The following is a 24,133-nucleotide window of genomic DNA, read 5'->3' as shown; positions in this document are numbered from 1 at the left end:
AGCCTGGTTCGGTCGCGGGGCTCGGCTCTGGCCGCACCGCCGTGTGACCCGTAACATAGTAATGTGAAATTGCACTGCACAAGAGGTGGCGACCGCCGTTACCCAGCTGTGTCCGTGCGCCCCAGCTCCCCACCCCCGCCTAGGAGTTCACCGGTGACCCTCCCGCAGCCCGGACTCACCACCGGAAGCCACGACCTCCCGGTCTCCCCCACCCTGGACGCCTTCATGGCCTCCCACTGGGCCGCCACCCCGCTCCCCGCCGACCAGCGCGTCCCCGGGTACGACCGCTTCCCCGGCCGCCGCGCCCGGCTCTCCGCCGCCTTCCCCGGCGAACGCCTCATCGTCCCGGCCGGACGCCTCAAGGTCCGCTGCAACGACCTCGACCACCGCTTCCGCCCGCACAGCGCGTACGTCTGGCTCACCGGGCTCACCGGCGAGGACCAGGCCGACCACGTCCTCGTCCTCGAACCGGCCGGCGCCGCCGGGCACGAACCGGTGCTCTACGTCCGACCCCGCTCCCCGCGCGACGGCGGCGAGTTCTACCGCGACCGCCGCTACGGCGAGTTCTGGGTCGGCCGCCGCCCCGACCTCGCCGAGGCCGCCCAGCTCACCGGGCTGCGCACCGAACACCTCGACGACCTGGGCAAGCTGCTCACCGGACCGCAGCCGCCCACCCGGGTGCCGGCCGGCACCGACCCCTTCGTCGACTCTGCGCTCGGCCTGGACGGCGACTCGTTGCGGAACGGCGAACTCGCCGCCGTACTCTCCGAGTTGCGGCTGGTCAAGGACACCTGGGAGGTCCAGCAGCTGCAACTCGCCGTCGACCACACCGTCAGCGGCTTCGAGGACGTCGTCCGCTCACTGCCCGCCGCCCTGCGCCACCACCGCGGCGAACGCTGGATCGAGGGCGTCTTCGACCTGCGCGCCCGCGCCGAGGGCAACGGCCCCAGCTACACCACCATCGTCGCCTCCGGCGCCCACGCCTGCGTCCTGCACTGGATCCGCAACGACGGCGCCCTCGACCCGAACTCCCTGCTCCTGCTGGACGCCGGCGTGGAGACCGACACCCTCTACGCCGCCGACATCACCCGCACGCTCCCCCTCGGCGGCACCTTCACCCCCGTCCAGCGCCAGGCCTACGAACTCGTGCTCGCCGCCCAGAGCGCCGGCATCGCCGCCCTGCGCCCCGGCGCCCGCTTCCGCGACTTCCACCACGCCGCCATGCGCGTCATCGCCGAAGGCCTGGCCGACTGGGGCGTCCTGCGCGTCCCCGCCGAGCAGGCCCTCGCCGAGGACAACGGCCTGCACCGCCGCTACACCCTCTGCGGCAGCGGCCACATGCTCGGCCTCGACTACCACGACTGCGCCAAGGCCCGCGCCGACCGCTACGTCGACGGCACCCTGGAAGCGGGCATGGTCCTCACCGTCGAACCCGGCCTCTACCTCCAGCCCGACGACGAAACCCTGCCCCTGGAACTGCGCGGCCTCGGCATCCGCATCGAGGACGACCTCGTCATCACCGAGGACGGCGCCCATCTGATGTCCGCCGCCCTCCCCCGCACCGTCCCCGCCATCGAGTCCTGGATGGCGGACCTGCTCAGCTGAGGACGGCCGAGTGGACGATCAAGCCACCTTGATCGTCCGCTCCCCCTGCTTCACGGTCACCTCGACCTCGCCGCCGATCGCGGCAGCGTAGGCGCGCAGGTTGTCCAGGCTGTCCAGCTGCCCGTGCTCGATTTGCGACACCCTCGCCTGACTCACCCCGAGCAGCTCCGCCACGTGCTTCTGGGTGAGCCCGGCCTTGCGCCGCAGCTCGGCCAGTTCGTACCCGCGAATCTGAGCCAGGGACTCCTGACGCATCCGCGCGCGCCTGGCCTCCGCCTCCGGCGTCGCCAGCTCCGGAAACCGCTCCATGACCTCGGCCCGCACCTCGGTCCAACTACGCCCCTTCATCGGCGTACTCCGTTCCGTTGCTCCTCGACGTAATCCGCGTAGCGCTTCTCCGCCAACGGGATCGACTCGTCGTACCACTCCTCAACCGGCGACAGAAGGGTGATCTCCCACATACGAGCACATTAAGCTGTCCCTTATAGGCTACCTCGCGCTTTCCCGCTCAATCCACTCCTGCGAGCGACAACACGCCCCGCGCGGCGCGCGCCGGGCGCACTACCCCCGCGCGCTCCGCCACAGCTCCGCCACGATGTCCTCCGCCGGGCCCGTGCGGGCCAGCCGGTGGGCGGTGCCCGCCCAGAGGTGCATGGCAGTGGTGTCGGCACGGCGGGCGGCGGCAGCCCGCAGGGGCGCCGTCAGGTGGTGGACCTCGGGGTAGGCGGGCGGGGCGTACGGGCCGTGGCGGTCGATGAAGGCGTTGCGCAGGCCGCGGGCCGGGCGGCCGGTGAAGGCGCGGGTGACGACGGTCTCCGGGAGTTCGGTGAGCGCGGCCCGGTGGGCGGCCGAGGCGCCGGACTCGTCGGAGCGCAGCAGCGCCGTCCCCAGCTGCACCGCGACCGCCCCGGCCCGCAGCGCCGCCGCGACCGCCGCACCGTCGCCCAGCCCGCCCGCGGCGACCAGCGGCAGCGGAGTCACCGCCCGTACGGCGGCCAGCAGTTCCAGCAGCGGCAGCTCCCCCGGCGGGTCCGCCGCCCGGTGGGTGCCGCGGTGCCCGCCGGCCTCCGGGCCCTGCACGCACAGCGCGTCCATCCCGACCGACTGCGCCGCCCGCGCCTCCTCCGGCGTGGTGACGGTACCGACCTGCGTCGTCCCCGCCGCCCGCAGCGCCGCCGCCTCCTCGGCCGTCGGCAGCCCGAAGGTGTAGGAGACCACCGGCACCGGGTCGGCGAGCAGCAGGGCGAGCTTGGCCTCCCAGTCGTCCCGGTCCGGCCCGATCTCCTCCGGCAGTACGACGCCCCACCGCTCTGCCTCCGGCCACAGCCGCTCCCGGTAGGCCGCGACGGCCTCCGGATCCCCGGGCGGCCCCGGCACGAAGAGGTTCACCCCGTACGGCCGGTCGGTCGACTTCCGCAGGGCGGCGATCTGCTCGGCCATGCCCTCCGCGCTCCTGTAGCCCGCGGCCAGGAACCCCAGGCCGCCAGCCCGGTTCACCGCCGCCGCCAGCTCGGGCGTCGAGGGCCCGCCCGCCATCGGGGCGCCGATCACCGGTACGGCGAGTTCGTCGAGACGCACGGCCATCGGGGGCTCCTCCCACTCCTCCGGGTGTCCCACTCACCCTACGCTCAGCGGATCAGCCCCCGCCCGCGCGCCGCCCGCACCGCCGCCGTGCGCGAGTCCACCCCCAACTTGGTGTAGATGTGCACCAGATGGGACTTCACCGTGGCCTGGCTCAGGTGCAGCCGCTGGCTGACCTGCTGGTTGGTCAACCCGTCCGCGACCAGCCCCAGCACCTCGGTCTCCCGCGCGCTGAGCGCCGCCGCGGGCGTCCGCATCCGCTCCAGCAGCCGGTCCGCGACGCTCGGCGCCAGCGCGCTGCGCCCGGCCGCGGCGGCCCGTACGGCCCGGGCCAGTTCCTCGGGCGGGGCGTCCTTCAGCAGGTAGCCGGTCGCGCCGGCCTCCAGCGCCGGCAGGGTGTCCGCGTCGCTGTCGTAGGTGGTGACCACCAGCACCCGCGGCGCGCCCGGCCTGGCAGTGATCGCCGCGGTCGCCTGGGCCCCGTTCATCGCCGAAGCGGGCCCGAACTGCAGGTCCATCAGGACCACGTCCACCTCCGGTCCGGCGGCCAGCTCGACGGCCCGCTCGGCGGTCGCCGCCTCCGCCACGATGGCGAAGTCCGGCTCGCTCTCCAGCACCGCCCGCAGCCCGGCCCGCACCACCGGGTGGTCGTCGGCGATCAGCAGCCGGATCACGGCCCGACCTCCGGGGTGACGGGCAGCTGCACCGCCAGCGCGGTGCCCTCCCCGGGCGCCGACTCCACCGTGAAGCTGCCGCCGAGCGCCCGCGCCCGGGCCCGCATCGACGGCAGCCCGAAGCCGCCGTCCCCGCCGGTGCGGCCGGCCACCGCCGCCGGGTCGAACCCCGCCCCGTCGTCGAACACGTCCAACGCCACCTCGCCCTCCATGTAGCTGAGTGTCACCTCGGCCCGCGTGGCCTTCGCGTGCCGCACCGTGTTGCCGAGCGCCGACTGCGCGATCCGCAGCAGCGCCACCTCCTGCGCGGCCGGCAGCCGGACCGGGTCCCCTGAGACGTGCAGGTGGACGGGCAGCGCGCCGTGCGCCGTGGTGGTCGCGCACAGCCGCTCCAGCGCGACCGGCAGCGGATCGCCGTCCAGCGCGGGCGGGGTCAGTGCCCGGATGAACCGCCGGGCCTCGTCCAGGTTGTCCTGGGCGGCCTGCCGCGCCTGCTCCACGTACCCGGCCGCGGCCTCGGTGCGCTCGGGCAGCGCCCGCTGGGCGGCCCGCAGCAGCAGCTGGATGGAGCTGAGGCTCTGCGCGAGGGTGTCGTGGATCTCCCGGGCGAGGCGCTCGCGCTCGGCCAGCACCCCGGCCGCGTGGTGGGCGGCGGCGGCGTCGGCGCGGGCCGCGGTCAGCTCGTCGATCAGGCGGCGCCGCTCCTCGCTCTCCCGGTACAGCGCCTGGTAGCCGAGCACGGTGGCGGTGGCGACGGCCGCCCCGAGCGCGGGCCCGATCGAGGCGGCGAGGCCGAAGCTGTGCTGGTGCCAGGACCACGCGGCGATCGAGGCCGCGGCCGTCAGCCCGACCGCGGTCAGGCCGCTGCGCCGGCCGAGCAGGTGCAGTTCCAGGAAGTACAGCGGGAAGGCCAGCCACACCCCGTCCTGGGTGGCGACCAGCAGGCCCGCCCAGGTGACACCGAGCAGCGCCAGCCAGAGCGCCGCGCCCCGGCGCGAGCCGCGGACCGCGGCCAGCCGGGGGCCGACGGCGTACACGGCGGCCATCGCGGAGGCGGCGGCTGCGACGGCGGCCGGATCGGCGCTCCGGTCGACGAGGGCGGCGCGGGCGACGGCGAGCGCCAGCAGGCCCGCCACGAGCAGGTGCAGGCAGACCTGGAGGACGCGGGCGACGGGAGTGGTTCTGGATCGTTCGGTCGCCATCCCTCCAGCCTAAGTTCCGCGGCCGAGGCTCGGCATCAATCAAAAGGTTGAACTCCGCTTCGGCCCTTCGATGCCCAGGATGCAATCCCCGGCGCGATGCCCGGGCGGGCCCGTTTCGCGGACCGTATGAGCATCATCCGTCTCATCCGCAGGAAGGCCCACCGTGTTCGTCGCCTGGAGGGACCTGAGGTTCGCCAAGGGGCGGTTCGCCCTGATGGGAACCGTCATCGTGCTGATCACCGTGCTGGTCGGGCTGCTGTCCGGGCTCACGGCCGGACTCGGCCGGCAGAACATTTCCGCGATCACCGGCCTGCCCGCGGACCACCTGGTGTTCGCCAAGCCTGCCGAGGGTCAGCAGCTCAACTTCACCGACTCCCAGCTCACCCCGGACCAGTGGCAGGCCTGGTCCCGCGAGCCCGGCGTCACCTCCGCCCAGCCGCTCGGCATCACCACCACCAAGGCCGCCGCCGGCACCCGCACCGCCGCGCTCTCCGCCTTCGGCGTCCCGGACGGCTCCGACCTCGCCCCGCAGGGCGCCCGGATCGCCACCGGCCGGGCCGTGCTGTCCACCACCGCCGCCGAGAAGCTCGGAAACCTCACCGCCGGCGCCGACTTCACCATGGCCGGGCACCACCTCACCGTCGCCGCCGTCGAGGGCGACGCCGCGTACAGCCACACCCCGGTGATCTGGACCAGCCTCACCGACTGGCAGCAGTTCGCCCCCGGCGGCACCGGCCACGCCACCGTCATCGCCCTGCGCACCACCGCGGGCACCGACCTCGCCACCGCCGACAGCCGCCTCGGCACCGAGACCCGGACCAGGGACGACGCCCTCGCCGCGATCGGCTCCTACACCTCCGAGAACGGCTCCCTCCAGCTGATGCGCGGCTTCCTGTTCGCCATCTCGGCCCTGGTGATCGGCGCCTTCTTCACCGTCTGGACGATCCAACGCAGCGGCGACGTCGCGGTGTTGAAGGCCCTCGGCGCCTCCACCCGCTACCTGCTGCGCGACGCCCTCGGCCAGGCCGTCCTGCTGCTGCTCCTCGGTACGGCCGTCGGCACCGCGATCGCCCTCGGCGCCGGCTCGCTGATCGGCTCCGCCGTCCCCTTCGTCCTGGACGCCCCGACCCTGCTCCTGCCCGCCGCGGTCATGATCGCCCTCGGCGCGGTCGGCGCGGCCCTGTCCATCCGCCGGATCACCTCCGTCGACCCGCTGACCGCCCTCGGGAGCGCCCGATGAGTCTCACCCTCGACCGCATCACGTTGACCTACCCGGACGGCGACGACCGGCTGACCGCCCTGGACGAGGTCTCCCTGACCGTCCCCAAGGGCTCGCTCACGGCCGTCGTCGGTCCGTCCGGCTCCGGCAAGTCCAGCCTGCTGGCGGTCGCCGCGACCCTGATCGGCCCGGACTCCGGGCGGGTGGTGGTGGACGGCACCGACACGGCGGCCCTCGGTCGCGCCGAGCTCACCGCCCTGCGCCGCACCAAGATCGGCATCGTCTTCCAGCAGGCCAACCTGCTGCCCTCGCTCACCGCCGTCGAACAGCTCCAGGTGATGGCCCACCTCGACGGCCGCTCCCCGCGCAGTGCCCTCCCCCGCGCCCTGGAACTCCTCGACGCCGTCGGCCTCCGTGACCAGGCCCATCGCCGCCCGCACCAGCTCTCCGGCGGCCAGCGCCAGCGGGTCAACATCGCCCGCGCCCTGATGAACGACCCCACGGTGCTGCTGGTGGACGAACCCACCAGCGCCCTCGACCACGAACGCGGCGCGGCGGTACTGGGGTTGATCACCGAGCTCACCCACCAGCGGGCCACCGCGACCGTCCTGGTCACCCACGACCGCACCCACCTGACGGCGGTCGACCAGATCGCCGAGGTCCACGACGGCCGGCTGGCCCTCCCCGCGGCGTTCTGAACTACTTCTTGGCGGCGAGCACGTCGTCCACCGACAGCGTCACCGTTGCCCCGATCGATTCGGGCAAGGTGAACGACTGCCCGGGGTGGTGGACGGCGTGCACCCGGTACTCGCTGTCCTTCGGATCGGTCAGCACCATGACTCGCTGATCCTTCCGGTCCACGATGACGTAAACGGGCACACCGGCAGACGCGTAAGCGGTTGGTTTCCGCTTGAGGTCGTCGCTGAGATTCGACGAGGTGACTTCGAGTACGAGCCGGAAGGCTGCCGGGTCGTAACAGTTGTGCTCGATCACATGGTCATCGATGTCGGCGTCGACAATCGACAGGTCTGGTACGGCATAGTCAGAAGGTCCGTCCGGCAACCAGATGCCGACGTTCTGCAGGACGTCGACGTCTTCCCCGTCGAGACCGGCCGCGAACAGCGCCCGCATGAGGCGGCTCAGCGACTTACCGTGCGAAGCATTCGGCGGCGGCGTCACGGTGATCTGGCTCCCGACGATCTCGACCCGGTACCCGACGAACTGGTTGGAAATCAGCTCGGCGGCCTCAAGCAGCGTCGGCTGCTCGGCGGCATCGAGCAGCGGGCGCTGCTCGAAGGGCTCTTCCACTGCTGCGGCGGACATGGATTTCCTCCTGGCTGCCGATGTCGAGAGCATCATGCTAAAACGCGAGCGCATTCCGACGCCCGGTCTTCCACCTTCACCTGAACGAGTGGTTTGAACCCCTACCGGGCCCGCAGCCGCAGTCCCGGGCGCTCCGCCTCCGCGGCCTCGTCCTGGCCCGCCCACAGCGAGCGCACATGGCTGAGGTGCCGGGTCATGCAGGCCTCGGCCGCCTCCGCGTCGCCGCTGAGCATCAGGTCCAGCAGCTCCACGTGCTCCTCCGCCGAGGAGACCAGCTGCCCCTGCTCGTCCAGCCGCGTCAGCCCGTACAGCCGGGAGCGCTTGCGCAGGTCCCCGACCACGTCCACCAGTCGCGCGTTGCCCGCCAGCCCCAACAGGTCGAGGTGGAACTGCCGGTCCGCCTCCAGGTAGCCGATCAGGTCGTGCTTGCGGGCGGCCGCGACGATCGCCTCGGCCTGCGGGCGCAGCCGCTCCAGCTGCTCCTTGGTCGCCGTCCGCGTGACCCGGCCGACGGTCGGGACCTCGATCAGGGCGCGGATCTCGGTGTAGTCGTCGAGGTCGCGCTCGGTGAGTTCGGTGACCCGGAAGCCCTTGTTGCGAACGGCCTCGACCAGGCCCTCCCGGGCGAGGTCGAGCATGGCCTCGCGCACCGGGGTCGCGGAGACGCCGAAGTCGGCGGCGAGCGCGGGGGCGGAGTAGACCACGCCGGGACGCAGTTCGCCGGAGATGAGGGCGGCCCGGAGGGCGTGGGCGACCTGGTCGCGGAGCCGCTCCTGCACGGAGATCAGGGTGCGGGATTTGAGCTCGGCCATGGTGTTCCTCCGGGTGGGTGCAGAACACCAGCGTACAATGTCACGTTACGTTGAGCGTGCAACAGTCCGGGAAAACGAACATCCCGTCGAACACGTCACGCCCGTCGACCCCGCCAGAAGCCATGGTGACAGCGGCCGCCGGCCGTGACAACGGCCGGCGGCCGCCCATCTGCCACCGCGCGCGACGATTACGCCCCGCGGAACTGCCCCACCAGCGCCGTCAGGCTCGCCGCGCCGCGCCCGGACTCGACGCCGCGCCGGAAGGCCTCGGCCAGGACGGCCGGCAGGGCGTCGTCCACCCCGGAGGCCTCGGCGGTGTGCCGGACGTGCTCGATGCCGGCCAGCGCCATCGTCAGCCGGTCCACGTCCCCCGCGTGGTTCCCGGCCGTGATCCGCGACGCGTAGAACGCCTGGAAGCCCGGCATGGAGGCCGCGGTGGAGGACAGGTACGGCAGGAACTCCTCGGCCGGGATGCCGTTGGCCTCGGCGATCGCGGTGGCGTGCAGGTAACCGACCATGGAGGTCCAGAACAGGTCCATCTGGATCTGGTAGTACAGCTGCGCCAGCCCGGGGTCGTCGCCCCGGAAGTCGGCCCCGGTCAGCACCTCCAGCGCCGCCCGGTGCCGCTTGAACAGCTCGACCGGCCCGCTGTAGAAGGTGGACGACTCGGGACTGCCGACGCCCGAGGGCGGCACCTGCACCCCACCCGTGAGGTGACCCGCACCGCGCTCGCTCAGCCACCGCGCCGCTGCCCGGGCCCGCGCGGGGGTGTCCGAGCTGAGGTTGACGATCGCCTTCCCCGCCACCGCCCCCTCCACCGACTCCAGCACCGCGAACACCGCGTCGTAGTCGGTCAGGCTGAGCACCACCAGTTCGTTGGCGGCCACCGCCGCCTCCGCGCTCGGCGCCAACCGTGCGCCCCGGGCGACCAGTTCATCGGCCCGCGCGGCCGTACGGTTCCACACCGTGACGGCGTAGCCGGCGTCCAGGTACGCCCCGGCCATGGCCTGCCCCATCGGGCCGAGCCCGATCACCGTCACGGACCGCTTCACCTGCTGCTCGGTGGACACAGGGATTCCCCTTCTCTAGAACGAACGCTCTATCCAGCGCCGACGGCGACGCTAGCACACCTCTGGAACGAACGCTCTACTCAGAATCTCGGCTAGGATTCGGCCCGTGAAGACCGCCGAGAAGACCGCCGAGAAGACCAGCAGCGTCGGCACCCGCGAGCGGATCGTCCGGGCCACCTCCCGGCTGCTGCAGCGCCAGGGCTACGAGGGCACCGGGATCAAGCAGATCTCCCGCGAGGCCGCGGCCACCCTCGGCTCCGTCTACCACTTCTTCCCGGGCGGCAAGCAGGAGTTGGCGGCCGAGGCGATCCGGCACGGGGACCAGGAGTTCGCCGTCATCCTGCGCGCCGGCCTCGGATCCGCCGAGGACCTGACCGAGGCGGTCACCACCTGCACCACCCTGCTCGCCCGCGAACTGCGCGGCTCCGACTGGCAGGACGGCTGCCCGATCACCACCACTGCCCTGGAGACCGTCGGCCGCGCCCCGGTGATCGAGCAGGCCGTGACCGAGGCCTTCGCCAACTGGCAGGCCATCGTGGAGGAACGCCTGCGCGCCGCCGGCATCGAAGCCGAGGACGCCCGCGAGCTGGCCGGCACCGTCATCAACACCCTGGAGGGCGCCGAACTCGCCGCCCAGGTCGCCCGCAGCGAGGAGCCGCTGCACATCGCCGGCCGCCACCTGGCCCGGCTGCTCGCCACCTACCGGCCGTAGGAGCGCAGAAGGAGCCGGCCCGGCGGGGGATCCCTTCCCGCCGAACCGGCTCCGGCTCCACAACTCCCGACCACCACCCGGAGTGACGGACTTGGGAATCGAAATCGCCCTGTACGACGGCCGTCCGCACAACGGCCGCCGCGATGCGCCCGCCCTGCTGCACCTCTCCACCGACCACGGTCCGACCCTGGCCGCGGCCCTGGCCGAGCACGTCCGTCACGTCTCCGGCCACCGGCTCGGCCGGATCGACCCGTACGGCGACACCCTGTTCAACGAGCAGGACGCGGCGGCCGCCTTCGAGGAGGCCACCGCGCTGCTCGCTCGCTGCACCACCGACCGCCAGCGGGCGGCCGTCCGCGACCTGCGCAACCTGCTCGCCAACTGCGCAGCCACCCCGGGCAGTTGGCTGGTCCTCTACGGCGACTGACGCCGCCCGGCCCGGTACACCTCGGCCGCCACCGCCAGGTCCTCCCAGGCCATCCCGACGCTCTTGAAGAACCGCGGCCGCCCGTCCGGCACCAGCGCGTCGCCGCGCACCAGTTCGGCCAGGTTCCACAGCTGCCGTCCGCCGACGCCCGCCATCAGCAGGTCCCCGGCCTCGCGGGCCGCGACCGTCCGCGCCTCGACGTACAGCTCGGCCCGGCCGACCAGCACCTCGTCCACCTCCCGCGCCTCCGGCTCGTGCGAGCCGACCGCCGCGACGGCCGTATGTGCGGGCACCAGCGCGCCGTCGAACAGCGGGGTGCGCGCGGTCGTGCAGCACACCACCACGTCCGCCCGGCCGACCGCCTCCGGCCCACCCACCTCGGCCGCAAGCCCGAGACCGCGCCCGTACTCCACCAGTGCGGAAGCCCGCCCGGGATCGCGCGCCACCACGGTCAGCCGGGTCAGCGGCCGCACCGCGCGCAGCGCGTCCAGATGCCCGTACGCCTGCGGACCGGAGCCGAACACCACCAGGTGCTCGGCTCCCGGCGCCGCAAGCCGCGCCAGCGCCGCCACCGTCACGGCGGGCGTGCGCAGGGCCGTGAGGGCCGCGCCGTCCAGCACGGCCAGCGGCTGCAGCGTCGGCCCGTCCAGCAGCAGGTAGCTGCCGGTGATCCGGGGCAGCCCGCGTGCCGGGTTGTCCGGCGCCACCCCGGCGATCTTGACGCCCGCGTACGGCCCGGCGGCGGCCGGCATCAGCAGCAGCTCTCCCGCCGGCACCGGTACGGCCGACCGGGCGGGCGCCGCCTCCGGGTCCAGCCCGTCCAGCAGCACCCGCTCGATCGCCCGCACCGCCCCGGCGGGCTGGACCCCGCCGGTGCCCGGCACGGTGTACTGGAGCGGCTCAGCCCCCGTACCGGGCAGCACAACGGCGCCGAGCGGTCCGGCTCCCGGCAGCCCGGCGCCGGGCAACGCCGCACCCGACGGCCCGGCACCGGGCGTCCCCGCGCCGGCCGGCCCGGCAGCAGGGGCTCCGGCGCCGGGCAGCTCAGCGCCACTCACAGCAGGAACCCCGTCCCGAGCGAGTCCCCCGGCTCCAGCACGAACCGGTGGTCCCCGGTGCGGAACGCCACCCCGCCGACCTCGGTGACGATCCCGTCCCCCAACGGGTCGCCGCCGGCCACCGCCCGACCGGTGAACACCGTGCCGGTGATCGACTCGTGCAGCAGTTCCTCCCCGGGCGCGAGCCGCCCCTCGGCGACCAGCACCGCGAGGCGGGCGGAGGTCCCGGAGCCGCAGGGCGAGCGGTCGATCTGCCCGTCCGCGAAGACGGTGACGTTCCGCTGCACCAAGGCCCGCCCCTCCGACGGGGGTTCGTCGTACAGCACGACGCCGTACACCCCCGACAGCCGCGGGTCCGTCGGGTGCGAGACCTCCTCGGCACCGGCCAGCAGCTCCCTGATCTCCCGGCCCACAGCGGTGAGTTCGGGGAGCTGCTCGGCCGACACCGCCAGGCCCAGCGAAGCCGCCGGCACCGAGACGTAGCACGCCCCGGCGTGCGCCACGGCGACCTCCACCGTCCCGCGCGAGGTGGCCAGCGGGAGCTTCAGGGCGCTGACCCGGCTGGGCACGTTGCGGAAGGTGACCCCGGTGGTGCGCCCGCCCGCCCGGTGGACCAGCGCGGTGACCCGACCCGAGGGCACGTCGATCCGCACCCGGGCTACGCCGTCCTCAGGGGCCGGGACCAGCCCGGAGTCGACGGCCCAGGCGCCGAGCGCGATGGTGCCGTGCCCGCAGGCGGTCGAGTAGCCGTCCTTGTGCCAGAACAGCACGCCCAGGTGCGCCCCGTCGTCGTCCGGGGGCACCAGGAACCCGCCGTACATCCCGGCGTGCCCGCGCGGCTCCCGGACGAGCAGCCGGCGGATCTCGTCCAGGGCGCTCGGCCGGGGCGCGGTCGCGCTGCCGCCCGCGCCGATCGCGACGGCCCGCCGCTCGGCGACGCTGTCACCGGGGATCGGGGGCACCCCGTCCAGCACGATCCGGAACGGCTCCCCGGCCGTGTGGTAGTCGACGGTGCGGACGTGGAGCATCACAGCCCCCCGCCCGGCAGGACGCTGACGGTCCGGCTGACCGTGTAGAACTCCAGTGCCGCCCGGCCCTGTTCGCGCTCGCCGTGGCTCGCTCCCTTGGTCCCGCCGAACGGCAGGTGGAAGTCCACGCCGCTGGACGGGGCGTTGACCCGGATCATGCCCGCGTCCAGCCGGTCGGCGGCGGCCAGAGCCGCGTCCAGGCTGCGGGTGTGCACCGAGGTGGCGAGGCTGTGCGGGGTGTCGTTGGCGAGCCCGACGGCCTCGTCCAGGTCGGCGGCGGCGTGCAGCACCGCCACCGGGCCGAAGAACTCCTCACGCGCCAGCGGGTGTCGGGCGGGCACCCCGGCGAGCAGGGTCGGCTCGACGTACCAGCCGGCCCGCTCGGGCACCCCGCCGCCGACCAGGACGCTCGCCCCGGCCTCGACGGCCGAGGAGACCGCCCCGACCATCCGCTCCCGCGCGGCGGCGCTGACCACCGGCCCGCAGACCGAATCGTCCACCGCCGCCAGGGCCTTGACCAGCGCCTCCCGCAACGGCTGGTACGCCGCGCCCACCGCGATCACCCGGCTGGTGGCGGTGCACTTCTGCCCGGCGTACCCGGCGATCGCGGCCGCGATGTGCCCGGCCGCCAGCTCCACGTCGGCGTCCGGAAGCACCAACGCCGCGTTCAGACCGCCCAGTTCGGCCTGCACCGGCACCCCGCGCCCGGTGGCGGCCCGCACCACGGCCCGGCCGACCCCGGTCGAGCCGGTGAAGGACACCACGTCCGCCGCGTCGACCAGCGCCGCGCCCTCCCCGGCCCCACCGGGCACCACTGTGAACACGTCCTCGGGCAGCGAGGCCCGCGACACCAGCTCGGCCAGCCGCAGCGCGCACGCCGTCGCCTCCGGCGCGGGCTTGAGCACCGCCGTGTTCCCGACCGCCAGTGCCGGAGCGGCCTTCCAACTCGGGATCGCCAGCGGGAAGTTCCACGGCGCGATCAGCCCGGCCACCCCGTACGGCCGGCGCCGGGTGAGCAGCAGCCCGGGCCCGGCGGCGGTCTCGTGCACCGCCCCGGACGGGTCGTACGGCGCCTGGGCGTAGTAGCGCCAGATCGCCGCCGTCCGGGCGACCTCCCCCCGCGCCTCGGCGAGCGGCTTGCCGACCTCGCGCACGATCAGCGCGGCCAGCTCCTCCGCGTGCGCCTCGACCGCCTCGGCGATCCGGCCGAGCGCCGCCGAGCGGGCGCCCGCACCGGCCGCGAGCCAGTCGCCCTGCGCGGCCCGGGCCCGTCCGACGACGGCCCGCACGGCCTCGGCGCCGGGCGCCTTGACGGCGACCACCAGGTCGGCCGGGTCGGCGGGGTTGTACGAGGTGATGCTCACAACTACCAGCCCTTCAGAGCGAGTTCACAAAACAGCGTCAGAGCAGGAAGCCCGCCGGGAACGGGTCGTCCGGGTCGAGGAAGTACTGGGCGGTGCCGGTGACCCAGGCCCGCCCGGTGACGGTGGGCACCACGGCTGGGTGCCCGGCCACCTCGGTCTCCTCGACCAGCCGCCCGGTGAAGGTCGTCCCGATGAAGGAGTCGTTGCGGAAGTCCCGCCCGAGCGGCAGTTCGCCGCGCGCGTGCAGCTGCGCCATCCGCGCCGAGGTGCCGGTGCCGCAGGGCGAGCGGTCGAACCAGCCGGGGTGGATGGCCATCGCGTGCCGGGAGTGTTCGGCGGTGGAGCCGGGGGCGAGCAGCTGGACGTGGTGGCAGCCGTGGATGGACGGGTCCTCCGGGTGCACCGGCCGGTCGGGGCCCGCGTTGACGGCGGCCATCAGGGCGAGCCCGGCGTCCAGGATCTCCTGCTTGCGCTCGCGCTCGAACGGCAGCCCGAGCTCGGCGAGGGGCAGGATGGCGTAGAAGTTGCCGCCGTACGCGAGGTCGTAGCCGACCGTGCCGTAGCCGGGCACCTCGATCTTGCGGTCCAGCGCGACCGCGTAGGAGGCCACGTTGCGGATGGTCACCGCCTTGGCGGCGCCGCCCTCGACCCGCACCTCCGCGACGACCAGCCCGGCGGGGGTGTCCAGCCGCACCGTCGTCACCGGCTCGACCACCGGCACCATCCCGGTCTCGACCAGGACGGTGGCCACGCCGATGGTGCCGTGCCCGCACATCGGCAGCAGCCCGGACACCTCGATGTAGAGCACCCCGAAGTCGGCGTCCGGCCGGGTGGGCGGCTGCAGAACGGCACCGCTCATCGCGGCGTGCCCGCGCGGCTCGTACATCAGCAGGGTGCGGAAGTGGTCCAGGTGCTGCTGGAAGTGCACCCGGCGCTCGGCCATGGTCGCGCCGGGGATGACGCCGAAGCCCCCGGTGATGACCCGGGTCGGCATGCCCTCGGTGTGCGAGTCCACGGCGTGGAACACGTGACGGCTGCGCATTCCTCACAACTCCTCAGTCGAAGCGGTAGAAGTCGGTCGAACCGGTCGAAGCGGTCGAAGCGGCAGGACCCGGTCGAAGCGGTCGACGTCGGCCGGTCGGGGCCGGCTGCCCGCACAGCCGGCCGGCTCCGAACGGCTACGCCAGGCCCTCGGCCAGTGCCTTCTCGGTGGCCGCGCGCACCGCCGCCTCGATCTCCGGCTCCAGCGGCAGCCGGGGCGCCCGGACCGGCCCGCCGGGGCGCCCGGCGATGTCCATGGAGAGCTTGATGGCCTGGACGAACTCGGTCTTGGAGTCCCAGCGCAGCAGCGAGTGCAGCGACTTGTACAGCGGCAGGGCGGTCTCCAGGTCGTGCCCGACGGCCGCGTCGTAGAGCGCCACGCAGGCCTCCGGCAGCGCGTTCGGGTACCCGGCGATCCAGCCGACCGCACCGGCCAGCGCCAGCTCCAGCAGCACGTCGTCCGCGCCGATCAACAGGTCCAACCCGGGCGCCAGTTCGGCGATTTCGTACGCCCTGCGGACGTCCCCGCTGAACTCCTTGACGGCCACGACCGAGCCCTCGCCGTGCAGCTGGGCGAGCAGCGCGGGCACCAGGTCGACCTTGGTGTCGATCGGGTTGTTGTAGGCGACGACCGGCAGCCCCGCCCGGGCGACCTCCGCGTAGTGCGCCCGCACCGAGGCGTGGTCGGCCCGGTAGGCGTTGGGCGGCAGCAGCAGGACGGACCCCGCTCCCGCCTCGGCGGCCTGCTCGGCCCAGCGGCGGGACTCGGCGCTGCCGTACGCGGCGACGCCGGGCATGACCCGGGAACCGTCGCCGGCCGCCTCGATCGCCACCTCGACGACCCGGGCGCGCTCCTCGGCGGTGAGCGTCTGGTACTCGCCCAGCGAGCCGTTGGGGACCACGCCGTCGCAGCCGGACTCGATCAGCCAGCGGACGTGCTCGGCGTACGCGTCGTAGTCGACGGAGAGGTCCGGGCGCAGCGGGATCGTGGTGGCGACCATGATGCCGCGCCAGGGACGGTTGGTGTCGAACGGGGTGATGGACACGTTGAGCTCCTTGGTGAGGTGTGACATTTTATAAGCGGGAACAGGCCGGAGACAAGAGCCCCCGCCCCGCGCGTTCCGACGGCCCGGAACCGGCCCGGGCCCCGCAGGCCCGAGCCCGCAGGCCCGGGCCCGGGTCCGGACTACTCCGACGCCCCCGCCGCCAGTTGCGACAGCGGCACCGGGCAGGCCAGCGGCCGCCGGTCCGGCCCCGCCCCCGTGGCACCGGACAGACAGGCCACCGCCGGACCGCACATCCGCCCCTGGCACCAGCCCATCCCGGCACGGGTGAGCAGCTTGACCGTCCGCGGATCACCCGCGCCGAGCTCCTCCACCGCCTCGCGGATCCGCGCGACCGGCACCTCCTCGCACCGGCACACATCGGTGTCCGGGCGCAGCCACCCCGTCCAGCCGGGCCCCGGCCGGTGCGCCGCCGCCATGAGCCCGGCGAAGGCCCGCAGCCGCGCCCGGCGGCGCAGCAGCGCGCGCCCCGGCCGGGCCCCGGCGATCGCGTACGCGGCCAGCTCCCCCTCGGCCAGCGCGAGGTCCGCGCCGCCCACGCCGTTGGTCTCCCCCGCGGACCACAGGCCGGGGACGGTGGTGCGCAGCCGGGCGTCGACCCGCAGGGCGACCGCGCCGTCCGGCCCGGTCCGGGTGTCCGCGCCGAGTTCGGCGGCCAGGTCGATCTGCGGCAGCAGCCCGTGGCCGACGGCGAGCGCGTCGCAGTCGATCCGCCGTTCGGTGCCGGGCATCGGCCGCCAGTCGGCGTCCAGCCGGGCGACGGTGACCGCGGTGACCCGCTCGTCCCCGTGCGCCTCGACGACCGCGCTGCGCGGCCGCAGCCGGACGCCGTGGCGCAGCAGCGCGCTCCCGTGCCCGGCGCCCTCGACCAGCTTGGCGGGGACGGCCGCCAGCACGCCGGGGCGCCGGGCGTACCCGAGGTAGCCGCTCGCCTCGACCACCGCCGGGACCTCCGCGCCGGCGCTCACCAGCGAGGAGGCGGCGGCGAGCAGCAGCGGACCGCTGCCGGCCACCACGATCCGCCGCCCGGGCAGCACCAGCCCGGCCTTGAGCATCGCCTGGGCGCCGCCCGCGGTGACCACCCCGGGCAGCGTCCAGCCGGGGAACGGCAGCTGCCGCTCGTACGCACCGGTGGCGAGCAGTACCGTCCGGGCCCGTACAGTGGTCCGCTCGGCGGCCTCCGGCCCGAGGGTGACGTGCACCGCGAAGCCGTCCCCGGTCCGCTCCAGCGACCACACCTGGTGGCCGCCGCGGAACTCCGCCCGCCGGTGCGCCGCGAGCCGCGCGGCGAGGCCGCTGTACGCCGCCCAGCCGTGGTGCAGCCGGTCGGGGCGGGCCGCGCCGAGCCCGGGCGCGGGGTGCCGGTAGTACTGGCCGCCGGTCCGGTCCGCGCCGTCCAGCAGGACGCAGCGCAGCCCGAGGTCGGCGGCGGTGACGGCGGCGGCGAGCCCGGCCGGCCCGGCGCCGACCACCGCGAGGTCGTAGGGCTCAGACGGCGAGGTCGGCACGGCCGTGTCCCTCCTGGGTGGTGACGACGGTGCCCGGTTCGGCGGGCAGCAGGCACAGGCGCTGGTTGGCCCGGCCGTTGACGGTGGCCAGGCAGTCGAAGCAGGCCCCGATCCCGCAGAACGCCCCCCGCGGCCGCCCGCCGATCCGGGTGGTGCGCCAGGCGAGCACGCCATCGGCCCAGAGCGCGGCGGCGATGGACTGCCCGGGCAGGGCGAGGACGGGCCGCCCGTCGAACTCGATCCGGTGGCCGGGTCCGGGTTCGGCCTCGACCAGGGCGGCAGGGGTGCGGCGACGCTTCACCGGCTTCTCCAATCCATCACCGGCTTCTCCGAGCCGGAAGGAACGTCCCGGGAGAACGCCCCGGCAGAACACCCCGGGAGGACCTCCCGGGAACGCGGCACACGGTCACCCATCGGAACGCCCGTCCCCCGGGAACCGGTCGGCCCGGAACGGCGCGAGGTCCAGCTCCGGCCGCTTCCCGGTCAGTTGCTCGCTGATCAGCAGCCCGGTGGCGGGCGCCAGCCCGATACCGGCGCCCTCGTGCCCGCAGGCGTGGTACAGCCCGGGCACCCGGGGGTCCTCCCCGATGGCGGGCAGGTGGTCCGGCAGGTACGGGCGGAAGCCCCGGTAGGTGCGCATCACGGCGACCTGCGCCAGCACCGGGAACAGCGCCGCCGCCTCGGCCGCCAGCCGGCCGATCGCCTCGTGGGAGATGGTCCGGTCGAAGCCGACCCGCTCCCGGCTGGCGCCGATCAGCACCGGCCCGCCGGGGGTGCCCTCGATCACGGAGGAGGTCTGCAGCCCGGCCGAGCCGCTGGCCACGTCGGCCACGTAGTCGGCCGAGTAGACCTTGTGCCGGACGACCCTGGGCAGCGGTTCGGTGACCAGGACGAAGCCGCGCCGGGGCAGCACCGGCAGGTGCGCCCCGGCCAGCGCGGCCAGTTCGGCCCCCCAGGCGCCGGTGGCGTTCACCACGGCGGGCGCGGCCAGTCGGCGGCGGTCGGTGCGGACGCCGCGCACCGCGCCGTCCGGCCCGCGCTCGACGGCCGTGACGGTCTCCCCGGTGCTCAGCTCGGCGCCCATCCGACGGGCCTCGCGCAGCAGGTGGGCGGCGGCGAGCGCGGGCTGCACCTGGGCGTCCTGCGGGTAGTGGTAGCCGCCCGCCAGCCCGCAGGCGAGATGGGGCTCCAGTTCGTGCAGCCGCTCGGCCGGGACCTCCTCGGTGTCCACCCCGGCCGCGGTCTGACCGGCCGCGAAGTCCCGCAGCGCCTGCTGCCCGGCGGCCGTCGAGGCGACCACCACGCCGCCCTTGGGCTCGTACTCGACTGCCGGGCCGAGCTGTTCGGCGAGCTCGCGCCAGAGCCGGAGGCTGAGCAGGGCGAGGTCGAGCTCGGGCCCGGGCTCCTTGTCGGAGACCAGCAGGTTGCCTTCGCCCGCGCCGGTGGTGCCTCCGGCGACCGGCCCGCGGTCGACGACGGCGACGGCGAGCCCGGCGCGGGCGGCGTAGTAGGCACAGGCGGCGCCGACGACTCCGGCGCCGACCACGACGACGTCCGGGGGAGGAGTCCAGGTCTTCAGCACGTCAGTAATATGTCACATGCCATCGACCCTGCCAAGGCCACACAAAGCCGGAAGGCCGCAAAGCCGCAGAACTCCGAAACCGGTAACCCCCGAGGACGGCGAAGGGCCCCGGCCCACCGCGGGAGGGCGGTGGACCGGGGCCCCGGCGACGGCTACCGGCTCAGGTGATGTCGTCCATCTGCTCGTGGCGCGCGGCCGGCACCGGCGTGGGGCCGGCCGTCGGCGCCGGCGAGGCGCTCACCGACTCCGCGCCGTCGACGGCCTGGACGCTGAGGTCGACGTGCGAGGCCTCCTCGTCGTCCAGGTCGGCGTCCGGGTTGTTGCGCCGCTTGCGCCGGTCGTTGAGCAGCGCGACCGCCACGGCGAGGAAGTACAGCGCCCAGATCGGCGCCGACAGCAGCAGCATGCTGACCGGGTCGGCGCCCGGGGTGGCGAAGGCCGCGAACACCGTGATGGCCATGACCATCCCGCGCCACCAGCTGAGCAGCCGCTTGCCGGTCACGATGCCGACCAGGTTGAGCATCACCAGCAGCAGCGGGAACTCGAAGGCGAGGCCGAAGACCAGCACCATCCGGGTGGCGATGTCGAAGTAGTCCTCGGGCGGGAGGATCGGCACCGTCTCGCTCGGCGTGAACGAGAGCAGCATCTCGACCATGGTCGGCATCACCAGGAACGCGGTCGCCACGCCCGCCAGGAACAGTGGGGCGCCGCACGCCATGAAGACGATCGCGTACTTCTTCTCGTGCTTGTGCAGCCCGGGCGCCACGAACGCCCACACCTGGTAGAGCCAGACCGGCACGGCCGCCACCACGCCCGTGGTCAGCGCGACCTTCAGCATCCAGTTGAAGCCGGCGGTCAGACCGATGTTGGACACCTGGGCACAGCGCCCGTGGTAGTTGCCCGAGGTCGCCTTGTCGCACTGGGGCAGCGGCTGGAGCAGGAAGTGCTCGATCTGCTTGTGGTAGATCGCCGCGATCACCGCGAACAGCACGATCGCCAGGACCGACTTGACCACGCGGTTGCGCAGTTCCCGCAGGTGGTCGGCTAGGGCCATCCGCCCCTCAGGATCCTTGGGCGCCTTCTGCGGCGCCTTGGAGAGCTTGCTCAACCCCGGTCCTCAACTCGTGCGTCGAGGCCCGCCGGTCGACGGGCCCCCGTGGTCTGGTGCGTCGCGTACGTCACGTAGGTCACGTACGTCACGTGCACCGCGCTCAGTGCGGCGCGTCGCCGTCGGGCCCGGCCACCGGACGGGCCGTGGCCGACGCTCCCGGGGCCGACTGGACGGTCCTGACCGACGACCGCACCGGACCGTCGACCGGCGGCGCCGCCGACGGCACGCTCCCGCCCTTCTCGCCGTCCGAGCGCAACCCCCTGGCCTCGCTCTTCAGGATCCGCATCGACTGCCCCAGCGAACGCGCCAGCTCGGGCAGCCTCTTGGCACCGAACAGCACGATGGCGAGAACCACGATCACCACGATCCCGGTCATCGAGATGCGCACGTGCGACCACCTTCACTCACCGCGGCCCGGCAGGCCGCCCGCCGCGGATGGTAACCGCTGCGGATGACGCCCCGACGACGGCCGCCCGAACAGGACAGCGGCCCCCGGTTCGCAGTTCAGGAGCCACCTGAGAGCGTAACCCGCCCCTACCTCCGCGCAGCAGCCCCCGTACCGCCGGGTGCCCCTGGTGTGCTAACGGCCACGGGACGCTAGGAGTGCGGAACCGCCGAGCCCAGTTCCCCCGCCGCCTCGGCCAGCGCCCGCGAGGCCGCGTCCACGCCCTTGGCCAGCGCCCGCACGTTCAGCCACAACCGGATCGCGAGGACCCCGAGGACCAGCAGGCCCGCGGTGGCGAGCAGGACGGCGGCGACGAGCATCCAGGACATGCGCCCACCCTATACGGGGCGCGGGCGCGCTATCCCTCGGCCGGAACGAGCCGCATGGTGCGCACCCCCGCCGCGGTGAGCGCCTCGACGATCTTCTCCCCGGCCGGCTTGCGCACCGCCGCCCCGCAGAGCGGGCAGCCGAAGCTGTAGTGCGCCTGCGCCGCGGTCCGGCCGAGGGTCAGCCGGAACTCCTCGGCCGGGAGCTCGACCTTCTCGCGGCACTGCGAGCAGTACACCTTGAATCTCGTCCCGGGCTCCACCGTTCAGACCCGCCCCTCCCCGTAGGCGGCCAGCGCCTCCCGCGCGGCCGAGCGCGCCTGCTCGGCCAGCTCGGGCGGCGAGACGATCCGGCCGTCCCGGCCCAGCCGCAGCGCCAGCGGGCGCAGCTGGGAGGGATCGGCGCTGCGCAGGGTGATCCGCAGTCCGCCGTCGGGCAGCTCTTCCGCCCGGTCGTGGGTGTAGTACTCGGCGACCCATCGGCCGCCGGAGGAGACCTCGACCACCACCTCGGGGTCGTCCGCCGCGGGGTTGACCAGCCCGCCGCTGAGGTCGCGCGGCTCGCGCCGGGGCGGGTCGGCCGGGACGTCCAGGACGCGGATCTCGGCGACCCGGTCCAGCCGGAACATCCGGTGGTCCTCCGAGGTGCGGCACCAGGCCTCAAGGTAGGTGTGGCCCTCGGTGAGCAGCCGGATCGGGTCGACCTCGCGCTCGGTCATCCCGCCACGCCCGTGCGAGTAGTAGCGCAGCCAGACCCGGCGGCCCTCGCTGAGCGCCCGGTCGATGTCGGCGAAGACGTGGCTCTCCGCCTCGAAGGTCACGCCGACCCGGGCGCTGCCCTCGGCGCTCTCCCCGGCAGCGTTCTCGATCTTGGCGACGGCCCGGGTGAGCGCCTCCCGGTCGCCGGCCCGCAGACCGGGCAGCCCGGCGACCGCGCGGGCGGCCACCAGCAGCGCGGTGGCCTCGTCGGCGGCCAGCCGCAGCGGCTGGGCCACGTCGTCGACGTTGTGCCACCAGATCCGCTCGCCGTCGGTGTCGATGTCGAGCAGGTCGCCGCCGCGGAAACTGGTGCCGCACATCGGCAGCACGTTGAGGTCCCCGATCAGCTCCCGCTCGCTGATCCCGAACGCCCGGGCCACCTCGGCGACCTCGGCCCCGGGCCGCTCGCGCAGGTAGGTGACCAGCGACAGCATCCGTCGCGTCTGGTCGATCGCATTGCTCATGCGTCCACCTCGCGGCGCTCGGCGGGCGCTTCGCACGATGCGCACCTTCCCATGGTTCGTTCGCTCCGCTCACTCACGCCCGTACGTCCTCCGAGTCCAGCCCCGCGACCGCCCGCAGCCGGTCGACCACATCCGCCCGCAGCTCCTCCGGCCCGAGCACGACCACGTCCGGCCCGAACTCGGCCAGGTCGGCGCCCAGCCCGTTGCCGTACGGGATCTCCAGCTCGTCCCAGACCTCGTCGACCCGGGTGCTGTTCAGCGCCTTGGTGCGCAGCGGGAAGCCCGCGCCCCGGCGGACCCGGACGGTCGCGGTGGCGGTGGCGCCCTCGCCGGCGAACTTGGCCACGGTGGCCCGGACGTCCACGTGCTCGGGCACCGTGCCCACAAAGGCGCCGCCCTTGGCCTTCACCTTGCCGGTGATCCGGCTGAGCCGGAACACCCGGGCGTCGCCGCGGTCCCGGTCGTACCCGGCCAGGTACCAGTGCCCGCGCCAGCACTCCAGCGCCCACGGCTCGACGCTGCGCTGCTCGACGGCGGCGGCCCCGGCCTTGCGGTACTCGAAGGTGACCGGGCGGCGGTCCCGGGCGGCGGTGAGCAGCGGCTCGAACGCGGCCTCCCGGGCGGGGATGCGCGGCTCCAGGGCGGTCCGGCCCTCGGCCTCGCCGAACGGCACCCCGGCCGCGCGCAGCTTCTGCAGCGCGCCACTGGCCGCGCCGGACATCTTGGCCTGCTGCCAGACCCGGGCCGCCAGGGTGAGCGCGGCGGCCTCCTCGGCGTCCAGCGCGATCTCCGGCAGCCGGTTGCGGTCGGGGCGGGCGAGGTAGCCGAGCTCACCGTCGAGCGCGCTCTCGTCGACGTCGATCACCAGGCCGAGTTCGCGCAGGTCGTCCTTGTCCCGCTCGAACATCCGGTTGAAGGCGTCCTCGCTGCTGCTCTGCCAGGCTTCGCGGTACGCCTCGATGGATTCCCGCAGCTCCTTCTTGGAGAGCGGGCGTCTGGTGTTCATCAGGCACAGGGCGAGATTCATCAGCCGCTCTGCCTTGGCGATCGCCATCGGTGACCCTTCCGGTGTGCCGCGCCGTGCGCGGGGTGCGCCCACCGGGCGATCCTCACCCGGCGGGACCGACCGTACCGGTAGCGGTACGCACTGCAAAAGCCGCGTCCCGCGCCTGCCCGCCGGGGCGTGCCGTTCGGGCCCGAACACGGCCTCGGGCCGGGCCCCCGCAGGGGTCCGGCCCGAGGTCAGCGCGGGCTCAGACGGCCAGCAGGTCGACCACGAAGATCAGGGTCGAGTGCGGCGGGATGAGCGGCGACGGCGACTGGGCGCCGTACGCCAGGTGCGAGGGGATGGTCAGCTCACGGCGGCCGCCGACGCGCATGCCGGCGACGCCCTGGTCCCAGCCCTTGATGACCCGGCCGCCACCCAGCGGGAACACGAACTCGTTGGGCGTCCGGTTCCAGCTCGCGTCGAACTCCTCGCCGGTCTCGAAGGTCACGCCGACGTAGCGCACCTTGACGTTGCTGCCGGGCTTGGCCTCGGCGCCGTCGCCGACGACGATGTCGCGGATCTGCAGCTCCTTGGGAGCGTCGCCGATCGGGAAGTCGATCTCGGGCTTCTCGTTGAGGTTCACAGCCATGGTCCCTCTTCTCACGTTCGCAAATTCCATACACGACCAAGCGGCGGGCGCCCGCACCACGGTCCGTTCCTGGACCACGGTACGGGCGCCCGCCGCCCGTCGGGACGCGGCCACGCGGCCG

The 24,133-nt window shown here is 74.1% G+C and carries 27 protein-coding genes; 5 read left to right on the top strand and 22 right to left on the bottom strand.

From position 1 onward, the window contains the following. Positions 1–153 precede the first annotated feature (153 nt). The gene (locus ACIRVF_RS12780) at positions 154–1,605 is read left to right on the top strand and encodes an aminopeptidase P family protein (protein WP_402816321.1); all 1,452 of its coding nucleotides are present in this window, start codon (positions 154–156) and stop codon (positions 1,603–1,605) included. An 18-nt stretch (positions 1,606–1,623) separates the two neighbouring features. On the opposite strand, the gene ACIRVF_RS12775 is transcribed toward ACIRVF_RS12780, so the two are convergent. The 4 genes from ACIRVF_RS12775 to ACIRVF_RS12760 form a co-directional block, all read right to left on the bottom strand. After that, positions 1,624–1,953, bottom strand: a complete 330-nt coding sequence (locus ACIRVF_RS12775) for an XRE family transcriptional regulator (RefSeq protein ID WP_402816320.1) — start codon at positions 1,951–1,953, stop codon at positions 1,624–1,626. Between the two features lie 213 nt (positions 1,954–2,166). Beyond that, the gene (locus ACIRVF_RS12770; RefSeq protein ID WP_402816319.1) at positions 2,167–3,189 is read right to left on the bottom strand and encodes a nitronate monooxygenase; all 1,023 of its coding nucleotides are present in this window, start codon (positions 3,187–3,189) and stop codon (positions 2,167–2,169) included. A 44-nt stretch (positions 3,190–3,233) separates the two neighbouring features. Then, complete coding sequence (locus ACIRVF_RS12765; RefSeq protein ID WP_402816318.1) at positions 3,234–3,860, bottom strand: response regulator transcription factor; 627 nt, start codon at positions 3,858–3,860, stop codon at positions 3,234–3,236. Continuing rightward, positions 3,857–5,062 carry a sensor histidine kinase gene (locus tag ACIRVF_RS12760; RefSeq protein WP_402816317.1) on the bottom strand — a complete coding sequence of 402 codons (1,206 nt, stop codon included), beginning with the start codon at positions 5,060–5,062 and terminating at the stop codon, positions 3,857–3,859. The genes ACIRVF_RS12765 and ACIRVF_RS12760 overlap by 4 nt, the downstream gene beginning before the upstream one ends. Positions 5,063–5,225: 163 nt before the next feature. Between ACIRVF_RS12760 and ACIRVF_RS12755 the strand changes: the two genes are divergently transcribed. Both ACIRVF_RS12755 and ACIRVF_RS12750 read left to right on the top strand, forming a co-directional pair. Beyond that, positions 5,226–6,302 carry an ABC transporter permease gene (locus ACIRVF_RS12755; RefSeq protein ID WP_402816316.1) on the top strand — a complete coding sequence of 359 codons (1,077 nt, stop codon included), beginning with the start codon at positions 5,226–5,228 and terminating at the stop codon, positions 6,300–6,302. Next, positions 6,299–6,979 carry an ABC transporter ATP-binding protein gene (locus ACIRVF_RS12750; RefSeq protein ID WP_402816315.1) on the top strand — a complete coding sequence of 227 codons (681 nt, stop codon included), beginning with the start codon at positions 6,299–6,301 and terminating at the stop codon, positions 6,977–6,979. The genes ACIRVF_RS12755 and ACIRVF_RS12750 overlap by 4 nt, the downstream gene beginning before the upstream one ends. Before the next feature lies 1 nt (position 6,980). Here ACIRVF_RS12750 and ACIRVF_RS12745 read toward each other — a convergent pair whose 3' ends face one another. The 3 genes from ACIRVF_RS12745 to ACIRVF_RS12735 form a co-directional block, all read right to left on the bottom strand. Beyond that, positions 6,981–7,604, bottom strand: coding sequence for a Uma2 family endonuclease (locus tag ACIRVF_RS12745; RefSeq protein WP_402816314.1), 624 nt, complete (start codon positions 7,602–7,604; stop codon positions 6,981–6,983). 101 nt (positions 7,605–7,705) lie between these two features. Then, positions 7,706–8,416, bottom strand: coding sequence for a GntR family transcriptional regulator (locus ACIRVF_RS12740; protein ID WP_402816313.1), 711 nt, complete (start codon positions 8,414–8,416; stop codon positions 7,706–7,708). A 188-nt stretch (positions 8,417–8,604) separates the two neighbouring features. Next, entirely contained in the window at positions 8,605–9,486 is an 882-nt protein-coding gene (locus tag ACIRVF_RS12735; protein WP_402816312.1) for an NAD(P)-dependent oxidoreductase, read from the bottom strand. A 106-nt stretch (positions 9,487–9,592) separates the two neighbouring features. On the opposite strand from ACIRVF_RS12735, the gene ACIRVF_RS12730 reads away from it, so the two are divergent. Together ACIRVF_RS12730 and ACIRVF_RS12725 are read left to right on the top strand one after the other, a co-directional pair. Then, the gene (locus ACIRVF_RS12730) at positions 9,593–10,198 is read left to right on the top strand and encodes a TetR/AcrR family transcriptional regulator (protein WP_402816311.1); all 606 of its coding nucleotides are present in this window, start codon (positions 9,593–9,595) and stop codon (positions 10,196–10,198) included. A gap of 91 nt (positions 10,199–10,289) precedes the next feature. After that, the gene (locus ACIRVF_RS12725; RefSeq protein ID WP_402816310.1) at positions 10,290–10,625 is read left to right on the top strand and encodes a hypothetical protein; all 336 of its coding nucleotides are present in this window, start codon (positions 10,290–10,292) and stop codon (positions 10,623–10,625) included. Here the strand turns inward: ACIRVF_RS12725 and ACIRVF_RS12720 are convergent. The 15 genes from ACIRVF_RS12720 to ACIRVF_RS12650 all read right to left on the bottom strand — a co-directional run bounded on the left by ACIRVF_RS12720 (position 10,613) and on the right by ACIRVF_RS12650 (position 24,012). Next, on the bottom strand, positions 10,613–11,683 hold the full coding sequence (locus ACIRVF_RS12720; protein WP_402816309.1) for an ornithine cyclodeaminase family protein: 1,071 nt from the start codon (positions 11,681–11,683) through the stop codon (positions 10,613–10,615). The genes ACIRVF_RS12725 and ACIRVF_RS12720 overlap by 13 nt on opposite strands. Further along, positions 11,680–12,711 carry a proline racemase family protein gene (locus ACIRVF_RS12715; protein ID WP_402816308.1) on the bottom strand — a complete coding sequence of 344 codons (1,032 nt, stop codon included), beginning with the start codon at positions 12,709–12,711 and terminating at the stop codon, positions 11,680–11,682. Before ACIRVF_RS12715 ends, ACIRVF_RS12720 begins: the two co-directional genes overlap by 4 nt. Continuing rightward, a complete protein-coding gene (locus tag ACIRVF_RS12710; RefSeq protein WP_402816307.1) occupies positions 12,711–14,075 on the bottom strand; it encodes an aldehyde dehydrogenase family protein in 1,365 nt (454 codons plus the stop codon). Before ACIRVF_RS12710 ends, ACIRVF_RS12715 begins: the two co-directional genes overlap by 1 nt. Positions 14,076–14,112: 37 nt before the next feature. Beyond that, positions 14,113–15,117 (bottom strand): proline racemase family protein, encoded by a 1,005-nt coding sequence (locus tag ACIRVF_RS12705; protein ID WP_402816306.1) that lies wholly within the window; start codon positions 15,115–15,117, stop codon positions 14,113–14,115. 136 nt (positions 15,118–15,253) lie between these two features. Further along, positions 15,254–16,117, bottom strand: a complete 864-nt coding sequence (locus ACIRVF_RS12700; protein WP_402816824.1) for a dihydrodipicolinate synthase family protein — start codon at positions 16,115–16,117, stop codon at positions 15,254–15,256. Positions 16,118–16,302: 185 nt separating this feature from the next. Further along, positions 16,303–17,688, bottom strand: a complete 1,386-nt coding sequence (locus ACIRVF_RS12695; RefSeq protein WP_402816305.1) for an NAD(P)/FAD-dependent oxidoreductase — start codon at positions 17,686–17,688, stop codon at positions 16,303–16,305. Beyond that, positions 17,669–17,989 (bottom strand): (2Fe-2S)-binding protein, encoded by a 321-nt coding sequence (locus tag ACIRVF_RS12690; RefSeq protein WP_402816304.1) that lies wholly within the window; start codon positions 17,987–17,989, stop codon positions 17,669–17,671. The genes ACIRVF_RS12695 and ACIRVF_RS12690 overlap by 20 nt, the downstream gene beginning before the upstream one ends. 105 nt (positions 17,990–18,094) lie before the next feature. Further along, positions 18,095–19,270: an NAD(P)/FAD-dependent oxidoreductase gene (locus ACIRVF_RS12685; protein ID WP_402816303.1), complete on the bottom strand. Its 1,176-nt coding sequence runs from the start codon at positions 19,268–19,270 to the stop codon at positions 18,095–18,097. Between the two features lie 160 nt (positions 19,271–19,430). After that, complete coding sequence (tatC, locus tag ACIRVF_RS12680) at positions 19,431–20,324, bottom strand: twin-arginine translocase subunit TatC (protein WP_402816822.1); 894 nt, start codon at positions 20,322–20,324, stop codon at positions 19,431–19,433. 157 nt (positions 20,325–20,481) lie between these two features. Beyond that, entirely contained in the window at positions 20,482–20,769 is a 288-nt protein-coding gene (gene tatA, locus ACIRVF_RS12675) for a Sec-independent protein translocase subunit TatA (protein ID WP_402816302.1), read from the bottom strand. Between the two features lie 209 nt (positions 20,770–20,978). Beyond that, entirely contained in the window at positions 20,979–21,155 is a 177-nt protein-coding gene (locus tag ACIRVF_RS12670; protein WP_402816301.1) for a hypothetical protein, read from the bottom strand. 29 nt (positions 21,156–21,184) lie between these two features. Continuing rightward, entirely contained in the window at positions 21,185–21,415 is a 231-nt protein-coding gene (locus tag ACIRVF_RS12665) for a hypothetical protein (protein WP_402816300.1), read from the bottom strand. Between the two features lie 3 nt (positions 21,416–21,418). Continuing rightward, on the bottom strand, positions 21,419–22,375 hold the full coding sequence (locus ACIRVF_RS12660; RefSeq protein WP_402816299.1) for a helix-turn-helix transcriptional regulator: 957 nt from the start codon (positions 22,373–22,375) through the stop codon (positions 21,419–21,421). 73 nt (positions 22,376–22,448) lie between these two features. Further along, positions 22,449–23,429 (bottom strand): helix-turn-helix transcriptional regulator, encoded by a 981-nt coding sequence (locus ACIRVF_RS12655; RefSeq protein ID WP_402816298.1) that lies wholly within the window; start codon positions 23,427–23,429, stop codon positions 22,449–22,451. 199 nt (positions 23,430–23,628) lie between these two features. Beyond that, positions 23,629–24,012, bottom strand: a complete 384-nt coding sequence (locus ACIRVF_RS12650; protein ID WP_402816297.1) for an FKBP-type peptidyl-prolyl cis-trans isomerase — start codon at positions 24,010–24,012, stop codon at positions 23,629–23,631. Positions 24,013–24,133 lie beyond the last annotated feature (121 nt).

It is taken from the genome of Kitasatospora sp. NPDC101157 (assembly GCF_044768255.1).
Taxonomy (GTDB): domain Bacteria; phylum Actinomycetota; class Actinomycetes; order Streptomycetales; family Streptomycetaceae; genus Kitasatospora.
The sequence above is the reverse complement of the archived record's forward strand: the minus strand, read 5'-3'. Positions and strand labels throughout refer to the sequence as shown.